This is a genomic window from Pseudomonas sp. Ps21-P2 (assembly GCF_039672565.1).
Classification (GTDB): domain Bacteria; phylum Pseudomonadota; class Gammaproteobacteria; order Pseudomonadales; family Pseudomonadaceae; genus Aquipseudomonas.
In genome coordinates, this window is the sequence record NZ_JBDFPL010000001.1 from 258,767 (window position 1) to 275,166 (window position 16,400).

Genomic DNA, 16,400 nt, shown 5'->3' on the forward strand with positions numbered 1-16,400 from the left:
TTCCAGACAAGGGCTTGAGCCATGAGCGATGACAAGAAATCACCCGCACACGCCGATGCCTGGCAGCAGTTGCGGGCATTGACCTCGGCGCGAATCGCCCTCGGGCATGCGGGCACGAGTTTGCCGACGGCGGCGCAGCTGGATTTCCAGTTCGCCCACGCCCAGGCCCGCGACGCCGTGCACCTGGCGTTCGATCACGGGGCGCTGGCCGAGCAACTGACGGGCCGGTCCCGGGAAACGCTGACCCTGCAAAGCTCGGCAACTGACCGCCATATGTATCTGCAACGGCCTGATCTGGGGCGGCGTTTGTCCGAGGGGTCGGCTGCCCAGCTGAAGGATTACGCGGCGGCGCATCCTGACGGATTTGATCTGGCGCTGGTGGTCGCAGACGGCTTGTCTGCGCTGGCGGTGCAACGCCACAGCCCGGCGATGCTGGAGCGCATCGACGAAATGGCAGCGGCGGAAGGCTGGAGCCTGGCGCCGGTGGTGCTGGTGGAACAGGGCCGCGTCGCCGTTGCCGATGAAATCGGCGCACTGCTCAAGGCGCGCATGGTGGTAATCCTGATCGGCGAACGACCGGGCCTCAGTTCGCCGGACAGCCTCGGCCTGTACTTTACGTACGCACCGCGCGTGGGCCTGAACGACGCCGCGCGCAACTGCATTTCCAACGTGCGTCTTGAAGGCATGAGTTACGCGATGGCGGCGCACAAGCTGCTGTACCTGATGCGCGAGGCCTGGCGCCGGCAATTGTCCGGCGTGAGCTTGAAGGACGACGCGCAAGTGCCGGTGCTGGAAGCGGGCGAGGGCACCCGGCCGGGGAATTTTCTGCTGGGACCTTGATCGTGCCCACGCTCCGCGTGCACATGCCTCCCGTGACGCTCGGCGTCACCTTGTGCACGGCTTGAATATTCGGTGTGTTCTTTGACGCCTTCCCGGCTAAAGCCGGTCCCACAATTCAGGTCACCGCCAGTGTGACTGGAGGCACGCGGTGCTTTTAGTGGGACCGGCTTCAGCCGGGAAGAGGCCAGTACAGCCGCTGCATCTCCTGCGGCAGTTACGCCCCCTTCGCGAGCAAGCTCGCTCCCACATAATCGTTGTCGACGCCGGATCTGAGCCAGCCTGCGGAACCTGTGGGAGTGAGCTTGCTCACGAAGAGGCCAGTGCAGCCACTGCATTTCTGACAATAGATACACCGTCTTCCCGGCTGAAGCCGGTCCCACATTTCAGGTCACCGCCAGTTTGACAGGATGCGCGCGGTGCTTTTAGTGGGACCGGCTTCAGCCGGGAATAGGCCAGTACAGCCGCTGCATCTCCACCGGCAGAGACACCGGCTTCCCGGCTAAAGCCGGTCCTGCGAGGTGCGCGTGCGGTGTGAGTAGGACCGGCTTCAGCCGGGAAGAGGCCAGTGCATTCGCTGCATTTCCAACGGCAAACACGCCGCCTTCGCCCCCCCTTTCCAGACTCTTTTGCTAGGCTGCTCCCACCACTCCCGAGAGCGCTGCCCCATGCCAATTGCCCAGTCCGACAATGCCTGCACGCATTTCCTGCGCGAATTCTGGTTGGCCCTCGGCGGGCCGCCTCGCTATCTGGGCCACCTCCAGACCATCGGCGAAGGCGCCCTGGCGTCGGCATTCCCGGTCACCGATTTCGCCACTGCCGCCGTCGCTGCGGCGCACCTGGCGGTGGGCGAATTGATTGATCAGGCCCACGGCACGTTGCCGCTGGTTACTGTCGATCGGCGCCTGGCCTCGTTCTGGTTCGCAACGTCCCTTCAGCCCCAAGGCTGGTCGCTGCCGGCGCAGTGGGACGCGGTGGCAGGGGATTACCGCGCGGCAGATGGATGGATCCGGTTGCACACCAACGCACCGCACCATCGTCAGGCCGCGCTCGCCGTGCTGAAAACCGCCCCCCAGCGCGACGCCGTCAGCCAGGCGGTGCTGGGCTGGAAGGCCAGTGAGCTGGATAGCGCGGTGGTCGACCATCACGGTTGTGCCGCCGCCATGCTCAGCGCTTCGGCCTGGCGCGAACATCCTCAGGGTCGCGCCGTCGCTGCCGAACCTTTGCTGCATCGTGCGCAGGCCACAGCGGCACCGGCTCCATCGCATCATTCAAACCCCGCACGACCCGAATGGATCGTCCCGCGTGAGCGGCCCTTGCGCGGCATTCGCGTGCTCGACCTCACGCGTATTCTGGCCGGCCCCGTGGCGACGCGGTTTCTCGCCGGGTTCGGCGCCGAGGTGCTGCGCATCGACCCTCTTGGCTGGGACGAGCCCGGCACCGTCCCGGAGGTGGTGCTTGGCAAACGCTGTGCGCGGCTGGATTTGCGCGACTCCGCCGATCGCGCAGTGCTGGAGGGCCTGATCCGCGAAGCAGACGTGATGATCCATGGTTACCGCGCCGACGCCCTCGCGCGACTGGGCCTCAGCGCAGAACGCCGCCGCTCGCTCAATCCGGGTCTGGTGGATGTATCGCTGAACGCCTACGGCTGGACCGGCCCATGGCGGGAGCGACGGGGTTTCGACAGTCTGGTGCAAATGAGTTGCGGCATCGCCAACGCTGGCATGGTCGCAGCGGGCGGTGATCGGCCGGTGCCGTTACCCGTGCAGGCGCTGGATCACGCCACCGGGTATCTGATGGCGGCGGCAGCGGTGCGCGGTCTGACCGAGCGACGGATTACCGGACAGGGCGTTCAGGTGCAGGCATCCCTGGCGCGCACCGCGTTATCGCTGATGTCGTTCACCCCAACCGAGGCCCAGCCTGCAGCGCTGCTGCCGTTGAATCCGAGCGATTACTCCGCCGCCGTCGAGCACACCGCCTGGGGCCCGGCGCTGCGCCTCAAACCCGCCGGGCAGCTCGACGGCACGCCGACCCACTGGGATTTACCGGCGAGCGCACTGGGCAGTGGCGACGCGAGATGGCTGTAACGCGCGTCAGCCACCCGCAATCATCAGATCCAGGTTCTGCACCGCCGCCCCGGCCGCGCCTTTGCCCAGGTTATCGAACACGGCGGCCAGCAACACATGCCCGTCGTTTTCAAACACCATCAGCCGCAGGTTATCCGTGCCGTTGAGCTGGCGCGGGTCGATCCCGCTCAGCGCGCGCGACTGCTCCATCGGCAGCACTTCGACAAACCCGCTGCCTCGATAATGCTCAGCCAGCGCGGCATGCAGCGTCGTGCCCGTCACGCCGTGGGGCAGCAAGCGCGTTTGCAGCGCGATGGTCAGCACGATGCCCTGACGAAACGCGCCGTAAGCCGGTACGAACACCGGCCGCTCGCTCAGCCCGCTGTACTGCTGGATCTCCGGAACGTGCTTGTGCGCAAGGCTCAGGCCGTAGACCTGAAAAGGCACCGCCTGAGCAGCGTCCGGCCCTTCGAATTCGTCGACCCCCGCGCGGCCTTTGCCCGAATAGCCCGACACCGCATTGATGCTGATCGGGTAATCGCGCGGCAGCAGTCCCGCCTCCAGCAACGGCCGCAACAGACCGATCGCCCCAGTGGGATAGCAGCCTGGATTGCTGACGCGGCGGGCTGTGGCGATGCGTTGTTTCTGTGCTTCGCTCATCTGCGCGAAACCGTAGACCCAGTCGGGATGGGTACGGTGCGCAGAGCTGGCGTCGATCACCCGCACGTCCGGGTTGGTGATGCTCGCCGCTGCGTCGCGGGCGGCCTCGTCGGGCAGGCACAGCACCGCGATGTCGCACGCGTTGATCGCGGCAGCTCGGCTTTCCGGGTTTTTGCGATGCTCGGCGGGCAGCGTCACCACCTGCAGGTCGGTGCGGCCTTGCAGACGCTGGTGAATTTGCAGGCCGGTGGTCCCTTGGTCGCCGTCGATGAACACGATAGGGAGGGGCGCTTGTTTTAAAGACATGGCATTTGAATTCCGCAGAAGGTCGTCAATGCCAACCATCTTCCAGCCCGCTCGTGGATAGAGAAAGTTGAATTTGTTGACGGTAAACTTCAGTTTTTCTGAAGGAGGAGCATCAGGGTGCGGGAAATCAGTCTGGATCGTTTGCGCACTCTTGTGGCCATCGCCGACCACGGCTCATTTGCTGAAGCCGCACGGGTGCTCAACCTCGCGCCGCCGACGGTGAGCCTGCACATCGCTGATCTGGAGCAGCGAGTGGGCGGCGTGTTGCTCTCGCGCACGCGGGGCCGGGTTCAGCCCTCGGCCATCGGCGACACCCTGATCGAGCGCGCGCGGCGCTTGTTGGCCGATGCCGAGCAGGCGCTGGAAGACGTCGAGCGCCAGGTTCAGGGACTGGCCGGGCGGGTGCGATTGGGTGCATCGACGGGGGTCATCGCGCAATTGCTGCCCCAGGCGCTGGAAACCCTGGAGCAGTTACACCCGGGCATCGACGTGCAGGTCGCGGTGCTGACGTCGCAACAGACGCTGCAAAAGCTCGCGGACGGCAGCCTGGACATCGGCGTGATTGCGCTGCCTCAAGCGCCGGTGAAGGGCTTGTCGATTCAGCCGTGGCGCCGGGACCCGGTGATGGCGTTTTTGCCGGCGCGCTGGGACTGCCCGTCGGCCATCACGCCGTCATGGCTCGCCAGTCAGCCGTTGATTCTCAACGACGCCACCACGCGGCTGTCCCGCCAAGTCGCCGAGTGGTTTGCCGGTGAGGGGCCGCAGCCGACGCCGCGCATTCAGCTCAATTACAACGACGCGATCAAGAGTCTGGTGGGGGCGGGCTATGGCGCGACCTTGCTGCCCCATGAGGCGTCCACGCCCGCGCCGGAAAGCCGCATTGTCATGCGTCCTTTGCAGCCGGCGCTGTGGCGGGAGTTAGGCATTGCGCACCGGGCCGGAAGCGTCGAACGCTCGACCCGTTATGTGCTGGAGGTGTTGCAGGAGTTGGAAGCGCTGTAGCGCAACGGGAGTTAAAAACAGACGTGTAGCCGACCGGGGCTTGATCCTGTCAGGCGCCCGGTCGGTTACAACGTTGAAGTCATGCCATCAGAATTTGAACGCCTGGCGCCCGATCAGCAGCCAGTGGCCTGTCTGTTTTTGCCAGACCTGAAAGTTTTCGATCTCGGTCGGCACGACCTTGCCGCTGTTCACGGCTTCGGCAGAGAAGTGGTTGCGCACCAGGGCAGTGTCGCCATTCATGTTGATTGTCTGGTTTTTCATTTCCAGTGTGTTGAATCCGCTGCGACCGGTTTCGATGTCGGCGATGAATTCATCCTTGTTCTGCACCTTGCCGCTGGAGTGCCCGTAGGTGACGTTGTCGGACGTCAACGCTTTGAGGCCAGCGATGTCCTTGTGCAGCATCGCCTGGGTCATGTTGTCGACGGCCTTGGCGACGGCTTGTTCATCGGCAGAAGGGGCGGCGGCCACGAAGCCTGAAAACAGGCACAAGAAGCCGAGGGTCAGTTTGAGTCGGGTCATGAGTGCATCCTTTTTTATTGTTGATGGAAGCGGCATGCAGGGCCATTTTCGTCGAAAAGTGGCTTTGTACGTCGTCGTACAACTGCGCCGCTCAGGCTAGCCCACAACGAGACAGTTGGAAAGCGCGCCGTGGAAAGATGCTGTTCGACAGCGCGCGATGTGACGCACTCGCCCTAAATACTGCTTTACTGAGGGCTCGCTGCGGCACGTTCAGGCGCTCGGTTCTACGCCTGTGCCCGTTGAACAATCGATGAGGATGCGCACAGATGACCCGTCTCACCGCCAAAGACTTCGCCCCTGAATTGCTTGAGCTTTACGACTATTACGTTCACGGCAAGATCAACCGCCGGGAGTTTCTGGATCGCGCGGCGGTGTTCGCCGTGGGCGGGCTTGCCGCGACGACGATTCTGGCTTCGCTGAGCCCCAATTACGCGCTGGCCGAGCAGGTCAAGTTCACCGACCCGGACATCATCGCCGAGTACATCACGTATCCGTCGCCCAAGGGCAATGGTCAGGTGCGCGGGTATCTGGTGCGGCCGGCGAAGGCCGATGCCAAACTCGCGTCGGTGCTGGTGGTGCATGAGAATCGCGGCCTCAATCCCTACATCGAAGACGTCGCCCGGCGTGTGGCCAAGGCCGGTTTTATCGCCCTGGCGCCTGACGGTTTGTCTTCGGTCGGGGGCTATCCGGGCAACGATGACCAAGGTCGCGAGCTGCAGGCGAAGGTCGATCCCGAGAAGCTGATGAATGACTTTTTCGCCGGCATCGAGTGGCTGATGGCTCATCACGCTTCCACCGGGAAAGTCGGGATCACCGGGTTTTGTTACGGCGGGGGCGTAGCCAATGCTGCTGCCGTGGCTTATCCGGAGTTGGCGGCGGCGGTGCCGTTTTATGGCCGTCAGCCCAGGGCCGAGGATGTGAGCCGGATCAAGGCGCCGTTGTTGTTGCATTACGCAGAGCTCGACAAGCCGATCACTGATGGCTGGCCGGCGTATGAGGCGGCGTTGAAGGCGGCGGGCAAAACGTATGAGGCGCATATTTATAAGGGCGCCAACCATGGTTTTCATAACGATTCGACGCCGCGGTATGACGATGCTGCTGCGACGTTGGCGTGGGACCGGACGGTCGCATGGTTCAAAAAGTATCTGGTCTGAGTGGAGAGCGCAGTGCAGCTGAGAGGGGTCTGCCTAAGGGCAGACATTTCGCCTTCGGCGAGTTACTTGGAAGAGCACCCCAAGTAACCAAGGGTGCTTGCTCCTGGTTGGGTTCCTCCTTCGTCGGAATACCCTCACTCCGACGACGCTCCGTGGGCCCGCGCCGAACGGACATCCATGTCCTGACGGCGCTCTCGCCGCATCCATGCGGCTCGGCCCACTGCGCGTCGTCTACGTTCGGCCTGCACCCAAGTCGCGTTTGGCGGTGACTGGGCCTTTTGTGTTCGAAGATCAAGATCAACAGCTTCGCGGCTAAAGCCGGTCCTACGGACACGCGCTGCTTTTAGTGCGACCGGCTTTAGCCGGGAAGAGGCCGGTGTGTTCGCCACCACTTTCCGATCGTTCCTCACGCTCCGCGTGGGAATGCATCCCCTGACGCTCCGCGTCTCCGGTCACACTGGGTGATCGTGGTGTGCCAGCTGGCACCAAAACCCTGCACGGTGTGCTTTTTTGAGGCGAGCGCAGGCTCTTTCAACAGTGAGTAAGAAACCATCCACCCAGGGCGGCCGGGGCTTTCACCCCCGTGGCCCGGCTTTTGCTTTTGTTGAATCCAAACTTGGATACAAGATGGAAGCCTCCCATGCATGACCTCCAACACCCCCATATCGGCTGGACGATCAACGAATGGCTGACGGCCTATCAGACCGGGCAGTTGTCCCCGGAAGTCCTGCTCACGCTCCCCAGCGCTTACCCGGAAACCGATACCGCGTGGATCGCCCGGGCCAGTCAGGCGCAGGTTAGCGAGCAGCTCGAAGCCCTCGCCGAGCGGCTCGCGGCGTTGAACGGCGACCTCACCCAATTGCCGCTGTACGGCGTGCCGTTCGCGATCAAGGACAACATTGACGCAGCGGGCTGGCCGACGACGGCGGCGTGCCCGGAATTCGCCTACACCGCGAACAAGGACGCGACCGTGGTGGCCCGACTGCGCGCAGCGGGGGCGATTTTGATGGGCAAGACCAACCTTGATCAGTTCGCCACCGGCCTGGTCGGCACGCGTTCGCCCTACGGCGCCGTGCCCAACAGTTTCAACCCTGATTACGTCAGCGGCGGCTCCAGCTCTGGATCGGCGTCGGTGGTGGCGCGGGGGTTGGTGGCGTTTTCGCTGGGCACCGACACCGCAGGCTCTGGCCGGGTGCCGGCGGGCTTCAACAACATCGTCGGCCTGAAACCGACCAAGGGCCGTTTGCCCAATACCGGGCTGGTGCCGGCGTGCAAGACAGTGGACTGCATTTCGATCTTCGCGCTGACGGTGGACGACGCGCAGAAAGTTGCCAGTCTCGCTGAAGGATTCGATGGCGATGACGCCTATTCTCGGCACAACCCCGGCACTGCGCCGGTGGGCTTTCGCGCAGCGATGAAGCTGGCCGTGCCGGATACTCTGGAGTTCTTCGGTGATGCGCAGAATCAGGCGGTGTTCGAGCAGGCGCTGCACCGTTTGAGCGGCATGGGTGCCGAGATCACCCGCATCGACTTCGCCCCGTTCAAGGCCCTGGCCGAGCAGTTGTATTACGGCCCGTGGGTCGCCGAACGCACGGTGGCCCTGACTTCGATGCTGGAAACCAACCCCGACGCCATCAATCCTGTAGTGCGCGGTATTGTCGAAAGCGGTCTGGCTTACAGCGCCTGTGACGCCTACCGCGCCGAGTACCTGCGCGCCACGCTGAGCCGGCAGATCAACGACGCGCTGGCCGGTTTCGACGCATTGGTCGTACCCACGTCCGCGACCTTGCGCACCCAGGCAGAAATGGCCGCCGAACCGGTGCTGTACAACTCGCAGTTCGGCTTCTACACCAACTTCACCAACCTGGCGGACCTCTCGGCCCTGGCATTGCCTGCCGGTATGCGTGCCGATGGCTTGCCGTCGGGCATCACCTTGATTGCACCGGCGTGGCACGACACCGCGCTTGCCCGGTTTGGCCAGCGCTGGCAGGAAAGCATCGGCTTGCCCATGGGCGCAACCGGCCGCGCAATGCCAGCGTCGCCAGCGCCGACACCTTCGCCAGCGACTGCACCGCGCGGCAGTGTGCGCGTTGCCGTGGTGGGCGCGCACCTGACCGGCATGCCGCTGAACGTGCAGCTCACCCGCCGCGATGCCGTGCTCGTCGAACAAACCCTGACCGCAGGTGATTACCGGCTCTACGCTTTGCCTGGCACCGTGCCGCCCAAGCCGGGGCTGGTGAAATCCCCAGGCGGAGCGTCGATCATCGTCGAGCTGTGGGACATACCGCTGGCGCGCTTTGGCGAGTTCGTGGCCGAGATCCCCGCGCCGCTGGGCATCGGCAACCTGACGCTGAAGGACGGTCGCAGCGTCAAGGGTTTCATCTGCGAGCCTTGGGCGATTGATGGCGCGCTGGACATCACCTCGTTCGGTGGCTGGCGCGCGTACATCGCCAGCCTGAAAAAAGCCTGACCCGACGCCTGACGCGGTCCCAGGAAAACCACTGCGTCACGCCCCACCATTCTTCGAAGGAGCACCCAGGCCATCATCCCTTCACAGAAACCCAAACTGCGCCCGGACAATATGGCCGAGCGCATCTATCAGCAGCTCAAGGAAGACATCTTCGAGTTCCGCCTGCTGCCGGGGGATCGCTTCAGCGAAGGCGAGGTGGCCGAACGCGTGCAGGCCAGCCGCACGCCGGTGCGGCAGGCGCTGTATCGGCTGGAGCGCGAAGGTTATCTGGAGGTGCATTTCCGCAGCGGCTGGCGGGTGAGGGCGTTCGATTTCACTTATTTCGAAGAGCTTTACGACGTGCGCATCGTGCTGGAGTGCGCGGCAATGATGCGTCTGGAGGCACTGGATCTGGAGCAACATCCGGTCATCGACGAGCTGAAATGCACTTGGCTCGTCACGCCCCCCGAGCGCCTGCAAGATGCCCAGCAGGTGTCAGCGCTGGATGAGCGTTTCCACTGCGCACTGCTGGAGGCGGCAGGCAACACCGAAATGGCGCGGCTGCACCTGGAGATCACCGAGAAGATCCGCATCATTCGCCGCCTGGATTTCACCCAGGCGGCGCGCATCGAGGCGACCTATGACGAGCACTCTCAAATTTTCGACGCCGTGCTCAACGGCCGCACAGGGCAGGCGCAGCAGTTGCTCACGCGGCACATCGAAGTCAGCAAGCAGGAGGTGCGCAAGATTACCCTGCACCGGCTCCATGTCGCCCGGCCTTGAGCTGACGTCTGGACCTCACATCAACGGCAAACGACGAAGCACTCAGCGCGGGTTGCGCCGCTCCGCCACTTCGGCCAATACCGCCAGGTCCATCTCGCCCTGACCATGGTCGATGGCGTCCTGCAAGTGGGCGCGAATCATGTCGGCGCTCGGCATCTGCACCGACACCTGGCTGGCCGCCGCCAGCACCAGATCCACGTCCTTGAGCCCAAGCACTGCCTTGAACGCGGCCGGCTCGTACGTGCGTTCACCGATCAGCGCGCCATAACCGGCGTACACCGGGCCGGGGAAGATCGTCCCCGCTGCCAGTTCCACCAGGTCCGCCGATTTCAGGCCGTGGCGGGTGACCAGCACGGCCGCTTCGCTCATCGCCTCGATGGCCGAAACCAGCATGAAGTTCATGGCCAGTTTCATGGCGTTGGCGCTGGAGGGTTTGTCGCCCATGCGCCAGGTCTTGCTGCCGATCAGGTCGAACAACGGCTGCACTGTCTCGATGGCTTCAGCGGAGCCGGCAGCCATGATGTTCAGCTTCGCGGCGGCGGCCATGTTGGGGCGGCCCATCACCGGCGCGGCGATGTAGTCGATGCCCTGCGCGGCGTGCAACTCGGCCAACTCGTCGGCGAAGGTCACGGAAATGGTCGCCATGTTGATGTGGATCAGCGGGCCCTGGATTGACTTGAGCAGACCGGAATCCAGCAGCACCGCGCGCAGGGCCTTGTCGTCGGCGAGCATGCTGAACACCACGTCGGCGGCGAACGCTTGCGCAGGCTCGGTGACCGCCGTGGCGCCTTGCTCGACCAATGGCTTCGCCACGTCGGGAGAACGGTTCCAGACCAGCAGTTCATGACCGCCTTTCAACAGATTGCCAGCCACGGCCTGACCCATATTGCCGAGGCCCAAAAAGCCGATTTTCATGGGGATGCGCTCCAGTAGAAGGTGGGTGTGGGGCGCACACTCGTATCATCAAACCGGGAGCCATTCACTTAAATCCTTGGCCCGTATGTCGGAATTGATCCGCTGCAACTGGGACAGGTCAAGGGTCCCCAGTGGCTTATCTCCCGCCTGTTCGGCCACTTCAGCCGCCAGCTTCTGCCTGAACAGCGCGGTCTGGGAGGCGTCCAGGTACTGGGCTTTTTCACTCTTTCGGGCTTTCACCCGCACGACCAGATCGGCGGGCAGTTCGACACCTTTGATGGCGCAGCCCAGGCACACCGTCGCGAGGTCATCCAGGCCTCGCACTTCCATTTCCTTGAGCTTGCCGCCGTTTTCCGGGCTCCCCGACAGCGGGTGTTCACCATGCTGATAGGAATATTGCTTGGTCCCCGCGCGGTACTGGATCTCGTGAGTGGACAGGTTGTCGATCTTCTCGAAGCCGAACACCAGCGGAACAATCCCACCCTGATTCAACACGCCCAGATAAGGAGCCTTGCCATCCTCCAGGGAGCGCTGCAACTCGCTGGCCGCCTGGTGATAAAAACGATTCAGGTCCTCACCCCTTAGCTCCTTGACCTCTGTGCCGGAACGCAGGGCGATGGAGCCCGGCATTTTAAGGTCTTCCAGGTGCTCTTCCAGCGGCGTGCCGATGAATTTCCGCCCGCTCAGCTTGTTGATGTAGCTGGCGTGCAGGAAACGCTGCAGCCATGCGGCACCCTCGGCAGGCAGTTGTTCGGGATTGGCGACGTTGATCGTGGGCGCCATGTCATTGCCTGGCAACGTCTTGCCGCTATCCAGGGCATGGAGGATGACCTGCGCCATGCGGTGTTGCAGCGCCCGCGAGTGTGCATTACTGGTATTGATACCGTCGCCTGCCGCATAGACCCGGGCCTTGCCGCGCAGGTTGGGCCGGGTGGTCGTGTCGGTCGAGCTCTCCCGGGTGCGATCGGAGAAAAACACTTTGCCTTCCAGAGACTGGGTGCCGCCCTTGGCATCATTGACGCCGCCCTTCAGCGCCCCGGACTGCAGGATTTCCAGCCCCCACGGGGTGCCGTGCAACGCCTCCGGCTTGGCATAGGCCAGGGGTGCCGTCGGGTTGAGTGACTGCAGCAGGGCCATGCGCAAACCTGAGCGGCTGCGCTCGTCGATGTCGCGCATTCTGTCGAGCACATCCAGCGGCGAATGGCCTTCGGCGTTCAAGGTGTTGGCGCGCTGGCCGTCCTTGCGCAACCGCGCCAGCGCTTCGGCGTCGCGATTGGCCACGGCCGCGTGTAGCGTCGGGCTGGCCTCGGACGTTTCAGCGTTGGCCGAAGGGCTGTGTGAGGGGACAGCCGGGATGAAAGGCGAAGAAGTTCGGATAGGAGTCATAAGGGCGCGCTTATGGTTAAAAACGCCTGAGTGGAGCCGGCGCGCCTAACGGTTCCACATCACCCATGCTTTGCCGCCTGCCGCGCCTCGCCGCGTATCACCAGACCGATGCCGACCCCCGAGACCGCCATGCCCAGGGCCATCAGCCACGACAGCGGTTCGTCGAACAGGGCCCAGGCCAGCAGCAGCGTCAGCGGCGGGCTGAGGTAAAGGACACTGGCAACCCGCGTTGGCGTGGCACGACGCAGGCACATCCAGTACAGCCCGTAACCGCCGACCGTCGACACCGACGTCCATAGCACACTCATCGCGAAGCCTGAATTGGGGACGGGGGCGAGACTTCCGTGCAGTCCCGCAACGAGGGCAAACACGAAGGTCGAGACGAAGCACTGCAGCCACAGGTTGGGCAGCAGGCCCAGCGCCTTCGGGTCCGGTGAATGTTTTTGCCACAGGGTGGCGACCGCCAGCGACAGCATGCCCAGCACCGGCAGGGCGTAGGCCCATGGGGGTGCGCTGCCCCAGGCCAGCGCGTCGTGGGTCGCCAGCATTACGCCCGCCAGGCCGATGAGCAAACCGATCCATACGCTGCGGGCCAACCGCTGGCGCAGCACCACGGCCGCGAGCACGGCCATGCCGATCGGCAGCAGGTCGGCGAACAGCGCTGCCAGCCCGGCGGGCACGCCAAGGGCAATCCCCTCGGTCACGCCGAACAGATAACCGGCCATGGCCAGCAGGCCGATGCCGGCGTTTTTCAACAGCACCGCCGGCGGCGTCTGGCGCAGTTGCCGGGCGACGAAGGGAAACAGAATCAGCGTGACCAGGAGGCAACGCCAGAACACCACCAGCGAAGCCGGCGCGAAATCGATGGAGAAGCGCGCGCCGATGAAGCCCGAGCTCCAGATGATCACCAGCCCGGCTTCGAGCAGCGGCAAGGGCATTGCCCGGCGTCGCGACGGAAGGGGAAGGCTCACGTTGGTCATGTCGTTTGAAGTGTTCATGGACCCAACGTACCCAACCGCCGTAGTCTAATAAATCAAAATAAACGACAGCAGTGCTTCGGGATCAGTGAACCATGAGCGCCATTCTGGATATCGAACAGGTCCGCACCTTTCACGCCGTGGCGCGCATTGGCAAGTTCAGCGCGGCGGCGGAACAGCTGCACAAAAGCCCGGCGGCGGTCAGCGTGCACGTGCAGCGGCTGGAAGCGGTGGCGGGCGGGCGGCTGCTCAACCGCGACAATCAGTCGGTGTCGCTGACGCCGCTGGGCAAGCGGTTTCTAACCTCCACCGCTGCGCTGCTGAGCACCCACGATCAAGTGCTGGCCGAGCTGCAGGGCACGCAGATGGCGGGGCGCATCACCCTCGGCGTGCCGGATGAATACGCCACCCACCTGATTCGCGACGTGCTGCCGATTTTCACCGCCGCGTGGCCGAACATTGTTCTGGAGTTGAAGACCGCGCCCAGCTTCATCCTGCGCGATCAGGTGCGGCGGGGTCGTCTTCAAGTGGCAGTCATCGCCCTGCCCGAAGGCCAGTTGGGTGCGGACGATCAACTGCTGGTGCCGACCACGCCGGTGTGGGTCGGCGCCGCACATCACTCGGGGGATTTACCGGACCCATTGCCGCTGGCCGTGCATGCCGCGCAATGCTCGTACCGGCAAGCGATGATCGAGTCACTCAAGCGCAGCGGCCACCGCATGCGCATCGTGCTCGAGAGTTCGTCCAATCAGGCGGTCAAGGCCTGCGTCGAAGCAGGCTTGGGGATCAGCGTGATCGACCGGGCCCGGGTCACCGACGGCATGCGCATTCTGGACGGCCTGCCGCTGATCGCCGACCACGACATCATCGTCGTGCGCTCGTCAGCCTCCCACGGCGATGACGCGGTGGACCTGCTGCGGCGGGCGATCGGGCAGTATTTCCGCCTCTGACGGCGGCGCGGTTCAGTCCTCGGAGCGCTCGCAGAAACGCAGGCGGTTGCCGAACGGATCGGCGATTTCCATGACCTTGCCCCAGTCGAGGTCCTGGATGCAGGGGCGCGAATAGCCGTAGTTTTTCGCCAGCAGTTCGCGCTGCAGTTCAGCGATGTCGCTGACCGGCACGAAGATCGTCGAGCCCGGCGTCGCGTCGCCATGGTGTTCAGTCAGGTGGATCACAAGCTGGTCGCGGCGGGCCTGGGCATACAGCGGCAGACCCGGTTCAAAGCGGTGCTCCCAGTCCAGGCTGAAGCCGAGAAAATCGACGTAGAACTCTTTCGCCTTGGCTTCGGAAAAAATACGAATCAGCGGTATTGCCGGGGACATCTGCACAGGGGTTCACTCCTTGATGGTCTGAGCGGGCGATTCTAGCCCAGAGTGCAATAACGGTTGGTGTTTACACGGCCCTCTTCCCGGCTAAAGCCGGTCCCACTGACGGATTGCGTGTTCCCGTAGGACTGGCTTTAGCCGGGAAGGCATCGGATGCCACGCTGGAAGATTGATGGTGTTCACGCGGGCCTCTTCCCGGCTAAAGCCGGTCCACTGACGGATTGCGTGTTCCCGTAGGACTGGCTTTAGCCGGGAAGGCGTCGGATGCCACGCTGGAAGATTGATGGTGTTCACGCGGGCCTCTTCCCGGCTAAAGCCGGTCCTACTGACGGATTGCGTGCACCCGTAGGACTGGCTTTAGCCGGGAAGGCGTCAGATGCCACGCTGCAAAATCGAGGGTGTTCACACTGGCCTCTTCCCGGCTGAAGCCGGTCCCACTGACGGATTGCGTGTTCCCGTAGGACTGGCTTTAGCCGGGAAGGCGTCGGATGCCACGCTGCAAGATCGAGGGTGTTCACACTGGCCTCTTCCCGGCTAAAGCCGGTCCCACTGACGGGAAAGGCGCGAGGCAGAAACAAAAACGGCGCCGTGCTGAAGATCAGCAACGGCGCACGTCAGAGAAGCGGGGGTAAAGCGAATTAGCTGCGCAGGTCTTTCTTGATTTCGTCTTCGTCTTTGTGAGGCGCCGCTGTCGGCAGCTCGGGAGGATAGAACTCACCTTTGAGATTCAGTGCGGCAATGCGCGTCTTGAGCTCTTCGATGACCAGGTCGATGTCCTGTTGATCATCAAGGTCGTCCACCCGCAGCCACAGGTGCGGAAGGTTTTCAAAGTACACGCCGTCGATTTCCACATCGGAGGTCATCTCGCGATCCTGGCGCCACAGGCACTTGCGGTGGACCGTCGCCGGGTCTTGTGGCCAGGTTTCTGACGTGGTCAGCCAGACCTCGTAGTAATCCTGCAGATCGATTTCTTCAACTTTGTCCAGTGGGATAAACGTATTCACATATCACCTGTCAGCCAAGGGGACCGGGCGAGGTCGTTGCGCTGCAGACTGCCCCAGGTCCCATACCGTTTCAAAAAGCGCATACCACTATGGCCGCCGTTTGGCGGACGAGTTCAACGCCGCGCGCTATTGCCGCACGGCCAAGCCACGTCAACGCAGCGATATCAATGCAGCGCTGGTTCGCGACTGAACGCGTCAACCGCGCGCACCAGCCCTTTGGCGGCCAGCGCCACCAGTTCTCCGCCCTTTTCCGGCGTGGCTAGCGCAGGGTCGGAGCCCATGCGCCCATCGGGGAAGCGCGCGCGAAAATCCTTCGCTTCGCGGATCGGACCGGTCGGGGCAATCTGCGGCGAGTAGTCCGCTGATTTGATCGACTCCGGGTAGGCCCACTGGGTCACCGCGATCTCGGACGGCGTCGCGTGGGAGCCGTGGCCCACCGGGAACTGCCGATGGGCGAGTTCACCAACGCCTTCCAGGTCCCACCAGTTGATCAGCTTCATGGCGAAGCCGGCAGACCGCCCGGCGAAACTGGCCTCGGCATACAGCTCGGAAAACGCTGCCTCGATCGACGCGACGTTGCCGCCGTGCCCATTGAGGAAGAGGATTTTTTCGAAGCCATGACCCGCCAGCGAGCGCGCCCAGTCACCAATGGCGGCGATGAACGTCGAGGGGCGCAGCGAGATCGTCCCGGGAAAGCCCAGATGGTGCTGCGCCATACCAATATTGAAGGTCGGCGCGATCAGGATATCGGCGCTCTTCTGCGCTTCGTGGGCGATGATCTGCGGGCACATCCAGTCAGTGCCGAGCAGGCCGGTGGGGCCATGTTGTTCGTTCGAGCCGATGGGCACGACGATCGTGCGGCTGCGTTTGAGAAACTGCTCGATCTCGATCCACGTGGACTGGTGCAGAAGCATGTCAGGTGCTCTCCTCAGGGAAGGGGGCTTCAGAAAACCGGGTGATGGCGAAAAATCAATGTGCAGCGCAGCGCCGCCGGGTGGCCTCGCCGAAATCGGCAAT

At 63.6% G+C, this 16,400-nt stretch carries 15 protein-coding genes; 7 read left to right on the forward strand and 8 right to left on the reverse strand.

Annotated features, from left to right (window positions below; translation table 11 throughout):
- Positions 1-21: 21 nt before the first annotated feature.
- Complete coding sequence (eutC, locus tag ABEH28_RS01110) at positions 22-840, forward strand: ethanolamine ammonia-lyase subunit EutC (protein ID WP_346628831.1); 819 nt, start codon at positions 22-24, stop codon at positions 838-840.
- A 665-nt stretch (positions 841-1,505) separates the two neighbouring features.
- Entirely contained in the window at positions 1,506-2,924 is a 1,419-nt protein-coding gene (locus ABEH28_RS01115) for a CoA transferase (protein ID WP_346628832.1), read from the forward strand.
- A 6-nt stretch (positions 2,925-2,930) separates the two neighbouring features.
- On the opposite strand, the gene argC is transcribed toward ABEH28_RS01115, so the two are convergent.
- Complete coding sequence (gene argC, locus ABEH28_RS01120) at positions 2,931-3,869, reverse strand: N-acetyl-gamma-glutamyl-phosphate reductase (protein WP_346628833.1); 939 nt, start codon at positions 3,867-3,869, stop codon at positions 2,931-2,933.
- Positions 3,870-3,986: 117 nt separating this feature from the next.
- Between argC and ABEH28_RS01125 the strand changes: the two genes are divergently transcribed.
- The gene (locus ABEH28_RS01125; protein WP_346627865.1) at positions 3,987-4,871 is read left to right on the forward strand and encodes a LysR family transcriptional regulator; all 885 of its coding nucleotides are present in this window, start codon (positions 3,987-3,989) and stop codon (positions 4,869-4,871) included.
- An 87-nt stretch (positions 4,872-4,958) separates the two neighbouring features.
- Here the strand turns inward: ABEH28_RS01125 and ABEH28_RS01130 are convergent, their stop codons facing one another.
- A complete protein-coding gene (locus tag ABEH28_RS01130) occupies positions 4,959-5,390 on the reverse strand; it encodes a nuclear transport factor 2 family protein (RefSeq protein ID WP_346628834.1) in 432 nt (143 codons plus the stop codon).
- Between the two features lie 266 nt (positions 5,391-5,656).
- Here ABEH28_RS01130 and yghX point away from each other — a divergent pair, with 266 nt between their 5' ends.
- From yghX to ABEH28_RS01145, 3 genes are all read left to right on the forward strand, one after another.
- On the forward strand, positions 5,657-6,544 hold the full coding sequence (gene yghX / locus ABEH28_RS01135; RefSeq protein ID WP_192172306.1) for a YghX family hydrolase: 888 nt from the start codon (positions 5,657-5,659) through the stop codon (positions 6,542-6,544).
- Between the two features lie 640 nt (positions 6,545-7,184).
- Positions 7,185-9,014: an allophanate hydrolase gene (atzF, locus tag ABEH28_RS01140; RefSeq protein ID WP_346628835.1), complete on the forward strand. Its 1,830-nt coding sequence runs from the start codon at positions 7,185-7,187 to the stop codon at positions 9,012-9,014.
- A gap of 111 nt (positions 9,015-9,125) precedes the next feature.
- Positions 9,126-9,776, forward strand: a complete 651-nt coding sequence (locus tag ABEH28_RS01145) for a GntR family transcriptional regulator (protein ID WP_346628836.1) — start codon at positions 9,126-9,128, stop codon at positions 9,774-9,776.
- A gap of 42 nt (positions 9,777-9,818) precedes the next feature.
- Here ABEH28_RS01145 and ABEH28_RS01150 read toward each other — a convergent pair whose 3' ends face one another.
- Genes ABEH28_RS01150 through ABEH28_RS01160 form a run of 3 tightly spaced genes read right to left on the reverse strand, consistent with a single transcriptional unit; the run spans position 9,819 to position 13,075 of the window.
- Positions 9,819-10,691, reverse strand: coding sequence for an NAD(P)-dependent oxidoreductase (locus tag ABEH28_RS01150; protein ID WP_346628837.1), 873 nt, complete (start codon positions 10,689-10,691; stop codon positions 9,819-9,821).
- 48 nt (positions 10,692-10,739) lie between these two features.
- Positions 10,740-12,077, reverse strand: coding sequence for an ankyrin repeat domain-containing protein (locus ABEH28_RS01155; protein WP_346628838.1), 1,338 nt, complete (start codon positions 12,075-12,077; stop codon positions 10,740-10,742).
- A gap of 59 nt (positions 12,078-12,136) precedes the next feature.
- Positions 12,137-13,075, reverse strand: a complete 939-nt coding sequence (locus ABEH28_RS01160; protein WP_346628839.1) for a DMT family transporter — start codon at positions 13,073-13,075, stop codon at positions 12,137-12,139.
- A gap of 74 nt (positions 13,076-13,149) precedes the next feature.
- Here ABEH28_RS01160 and ABEH28_RS01165 point away from each other — a divergent pair, with 74 nt between their 5' ends.
- Entirely contained in the window at positions 13,150-14,004 is an 855-nt protein-coding gene (locus ABEH28_RS01165; RefSeq protein WP_346628840.1) for a LysR family transcriptional regulator, read from the forward strand.
- Between the two features lie 12 nt (positions 14,005-14,016).
- On the opposite strand, the gene ABEH28_RS01170 is transcribed toward ABEH28_RS01165, so the two are convergent.
- From ABEH28_RS01170 to ABEH28_RS01180, 3 genes are all read right to left on the reverse strand, one after another.
- Positions 14,017-14,382, reverse strand: a complete 366-nt coding sequence (locus ABEH28_RS01170) for a glyoxalase superfamily protein (protein WP_346628841.1) — start codon at positions 14,380-14,382, stop codon at positions 14,017-14,019.
- A 635-nt stretch (positions 14,383-15,017) separates the two neighbouring features.
- Positions 15,018-15,383 carry a hypothetical protein gene (locus tag ABEH28_RS01175; protein WP_346628842.1) on the reverse strand — a complete coding sequence of 122 codons (366 nt, stop codon included), beginning with the start codon at positions 15,381-15,383 and terminating at the stop codon, positions 15,018-15,020.
- A 164-nt stretch (positions 15,384-15,547) separates the two neighbouring features.
- On the reverse strand, positions 15,548-16,297 hold the full coding sequence (locus ABEH28_RS01180; protein ID WP_282372686.1) for a creatininase family protein: 750 nt from the start codon (positions 16,295-16,297) through the stop codon (positions 15,548-15,550).
- Between the last annotated feature and the right edge of the window lie 103 nt (positions 16,298-16,400).

What these genes read in the sequence shown, in the direction of transcription:
- eutC (WP_346628831.1), top strand. Translation starts at nt 22, where the DNA reads ATGAGCGATGACAAGAAATCACCCGCACACGCCGATGCCTGGCAGCAG.
- ABEH28_RS01115 (WP_346628832.1), top strand. Translation starts at nt 1,506, where the DNA reads ATGCCAATTGCCCAGTCCGACAATGCCTGCACGCATTTCCTGCGCGAA.
- argC (WP_346628833.1), bottom strand. Translation starts at nt 3,869, where the DNA reads ATGTCTTTAAAACAAGCGCCCCTCCCTATCGTGTTCATCGACGGCGAC.
- ABEH28_RS01130 (WP_346628834.1), bottom strand. Translation starts at nt 5,390, where the DNA reads ATGACCCGACTCAAACTGACCCTCGGCTTCTTGTGCCTGTTTTCAGGC.
- yghX (WP_192172306.1), top strand. Translation starts at nt 5,657, where the DNA reads ATGACCCGTCTCACCGCCAAAGACTTCGCCCCTGAATTGCTTGAGCTT.
- atzF (WP_346628835.1), top strand. Translation starts at nt 7,185, where the DNA reads ATGCATGACCTCCAACACCCCCATATCGGCTGGACGATCAACGAATGG.
- ABEH28_RS01145 (WP_346628836.1), top strand. Translation starts at nt 9,126, where the DNA reads ATGGCCGAGCGCATCTATCAGCAGCTCAAGGAAGACATCTTCGAGTTC.
- ABEH28_RS01150 (WP_346628837.1), bottom strand. Translation starts at nt 10,691, where the DNA reads ATGAAAATCGGCTTTTTGGGCCTCGGCAATATGGGTCAGGCCGTGGCT.
- ABEH28_RS01155 (WP_346628838.1), bottom strand. Translation starts at nt 12,077, where the DNA reads ATGACTCCTATCCGAACTTCTTCGCCTTTCATCCCGGCTGTCCCCTCA.
- ABEH28_RS01160 (WP_346628839.1), bottom strand. Translation starts at nt 13,075, where the DNA reads ATGAACACTTCAAACGACATGACCAACGTGAGCCTTCCCCTTCCGTCG.
- ABEH28_RS01165 (WP_346628840.1), top strand. Translation starts at nt 13,150, where the DNA reads ATGAGCGCCATTCTGGATATCGAACAGGTCCGCACCTTTCACGCCGTG.
- ABEH28_RS01180 (WP_282372686.1), bottom strand. Translation starts at nt 16,297, where the DNA reads ATGCTTCTGCACCAGTCCACGTGGATCGAGATCGAGCAGTTTCTCAAA.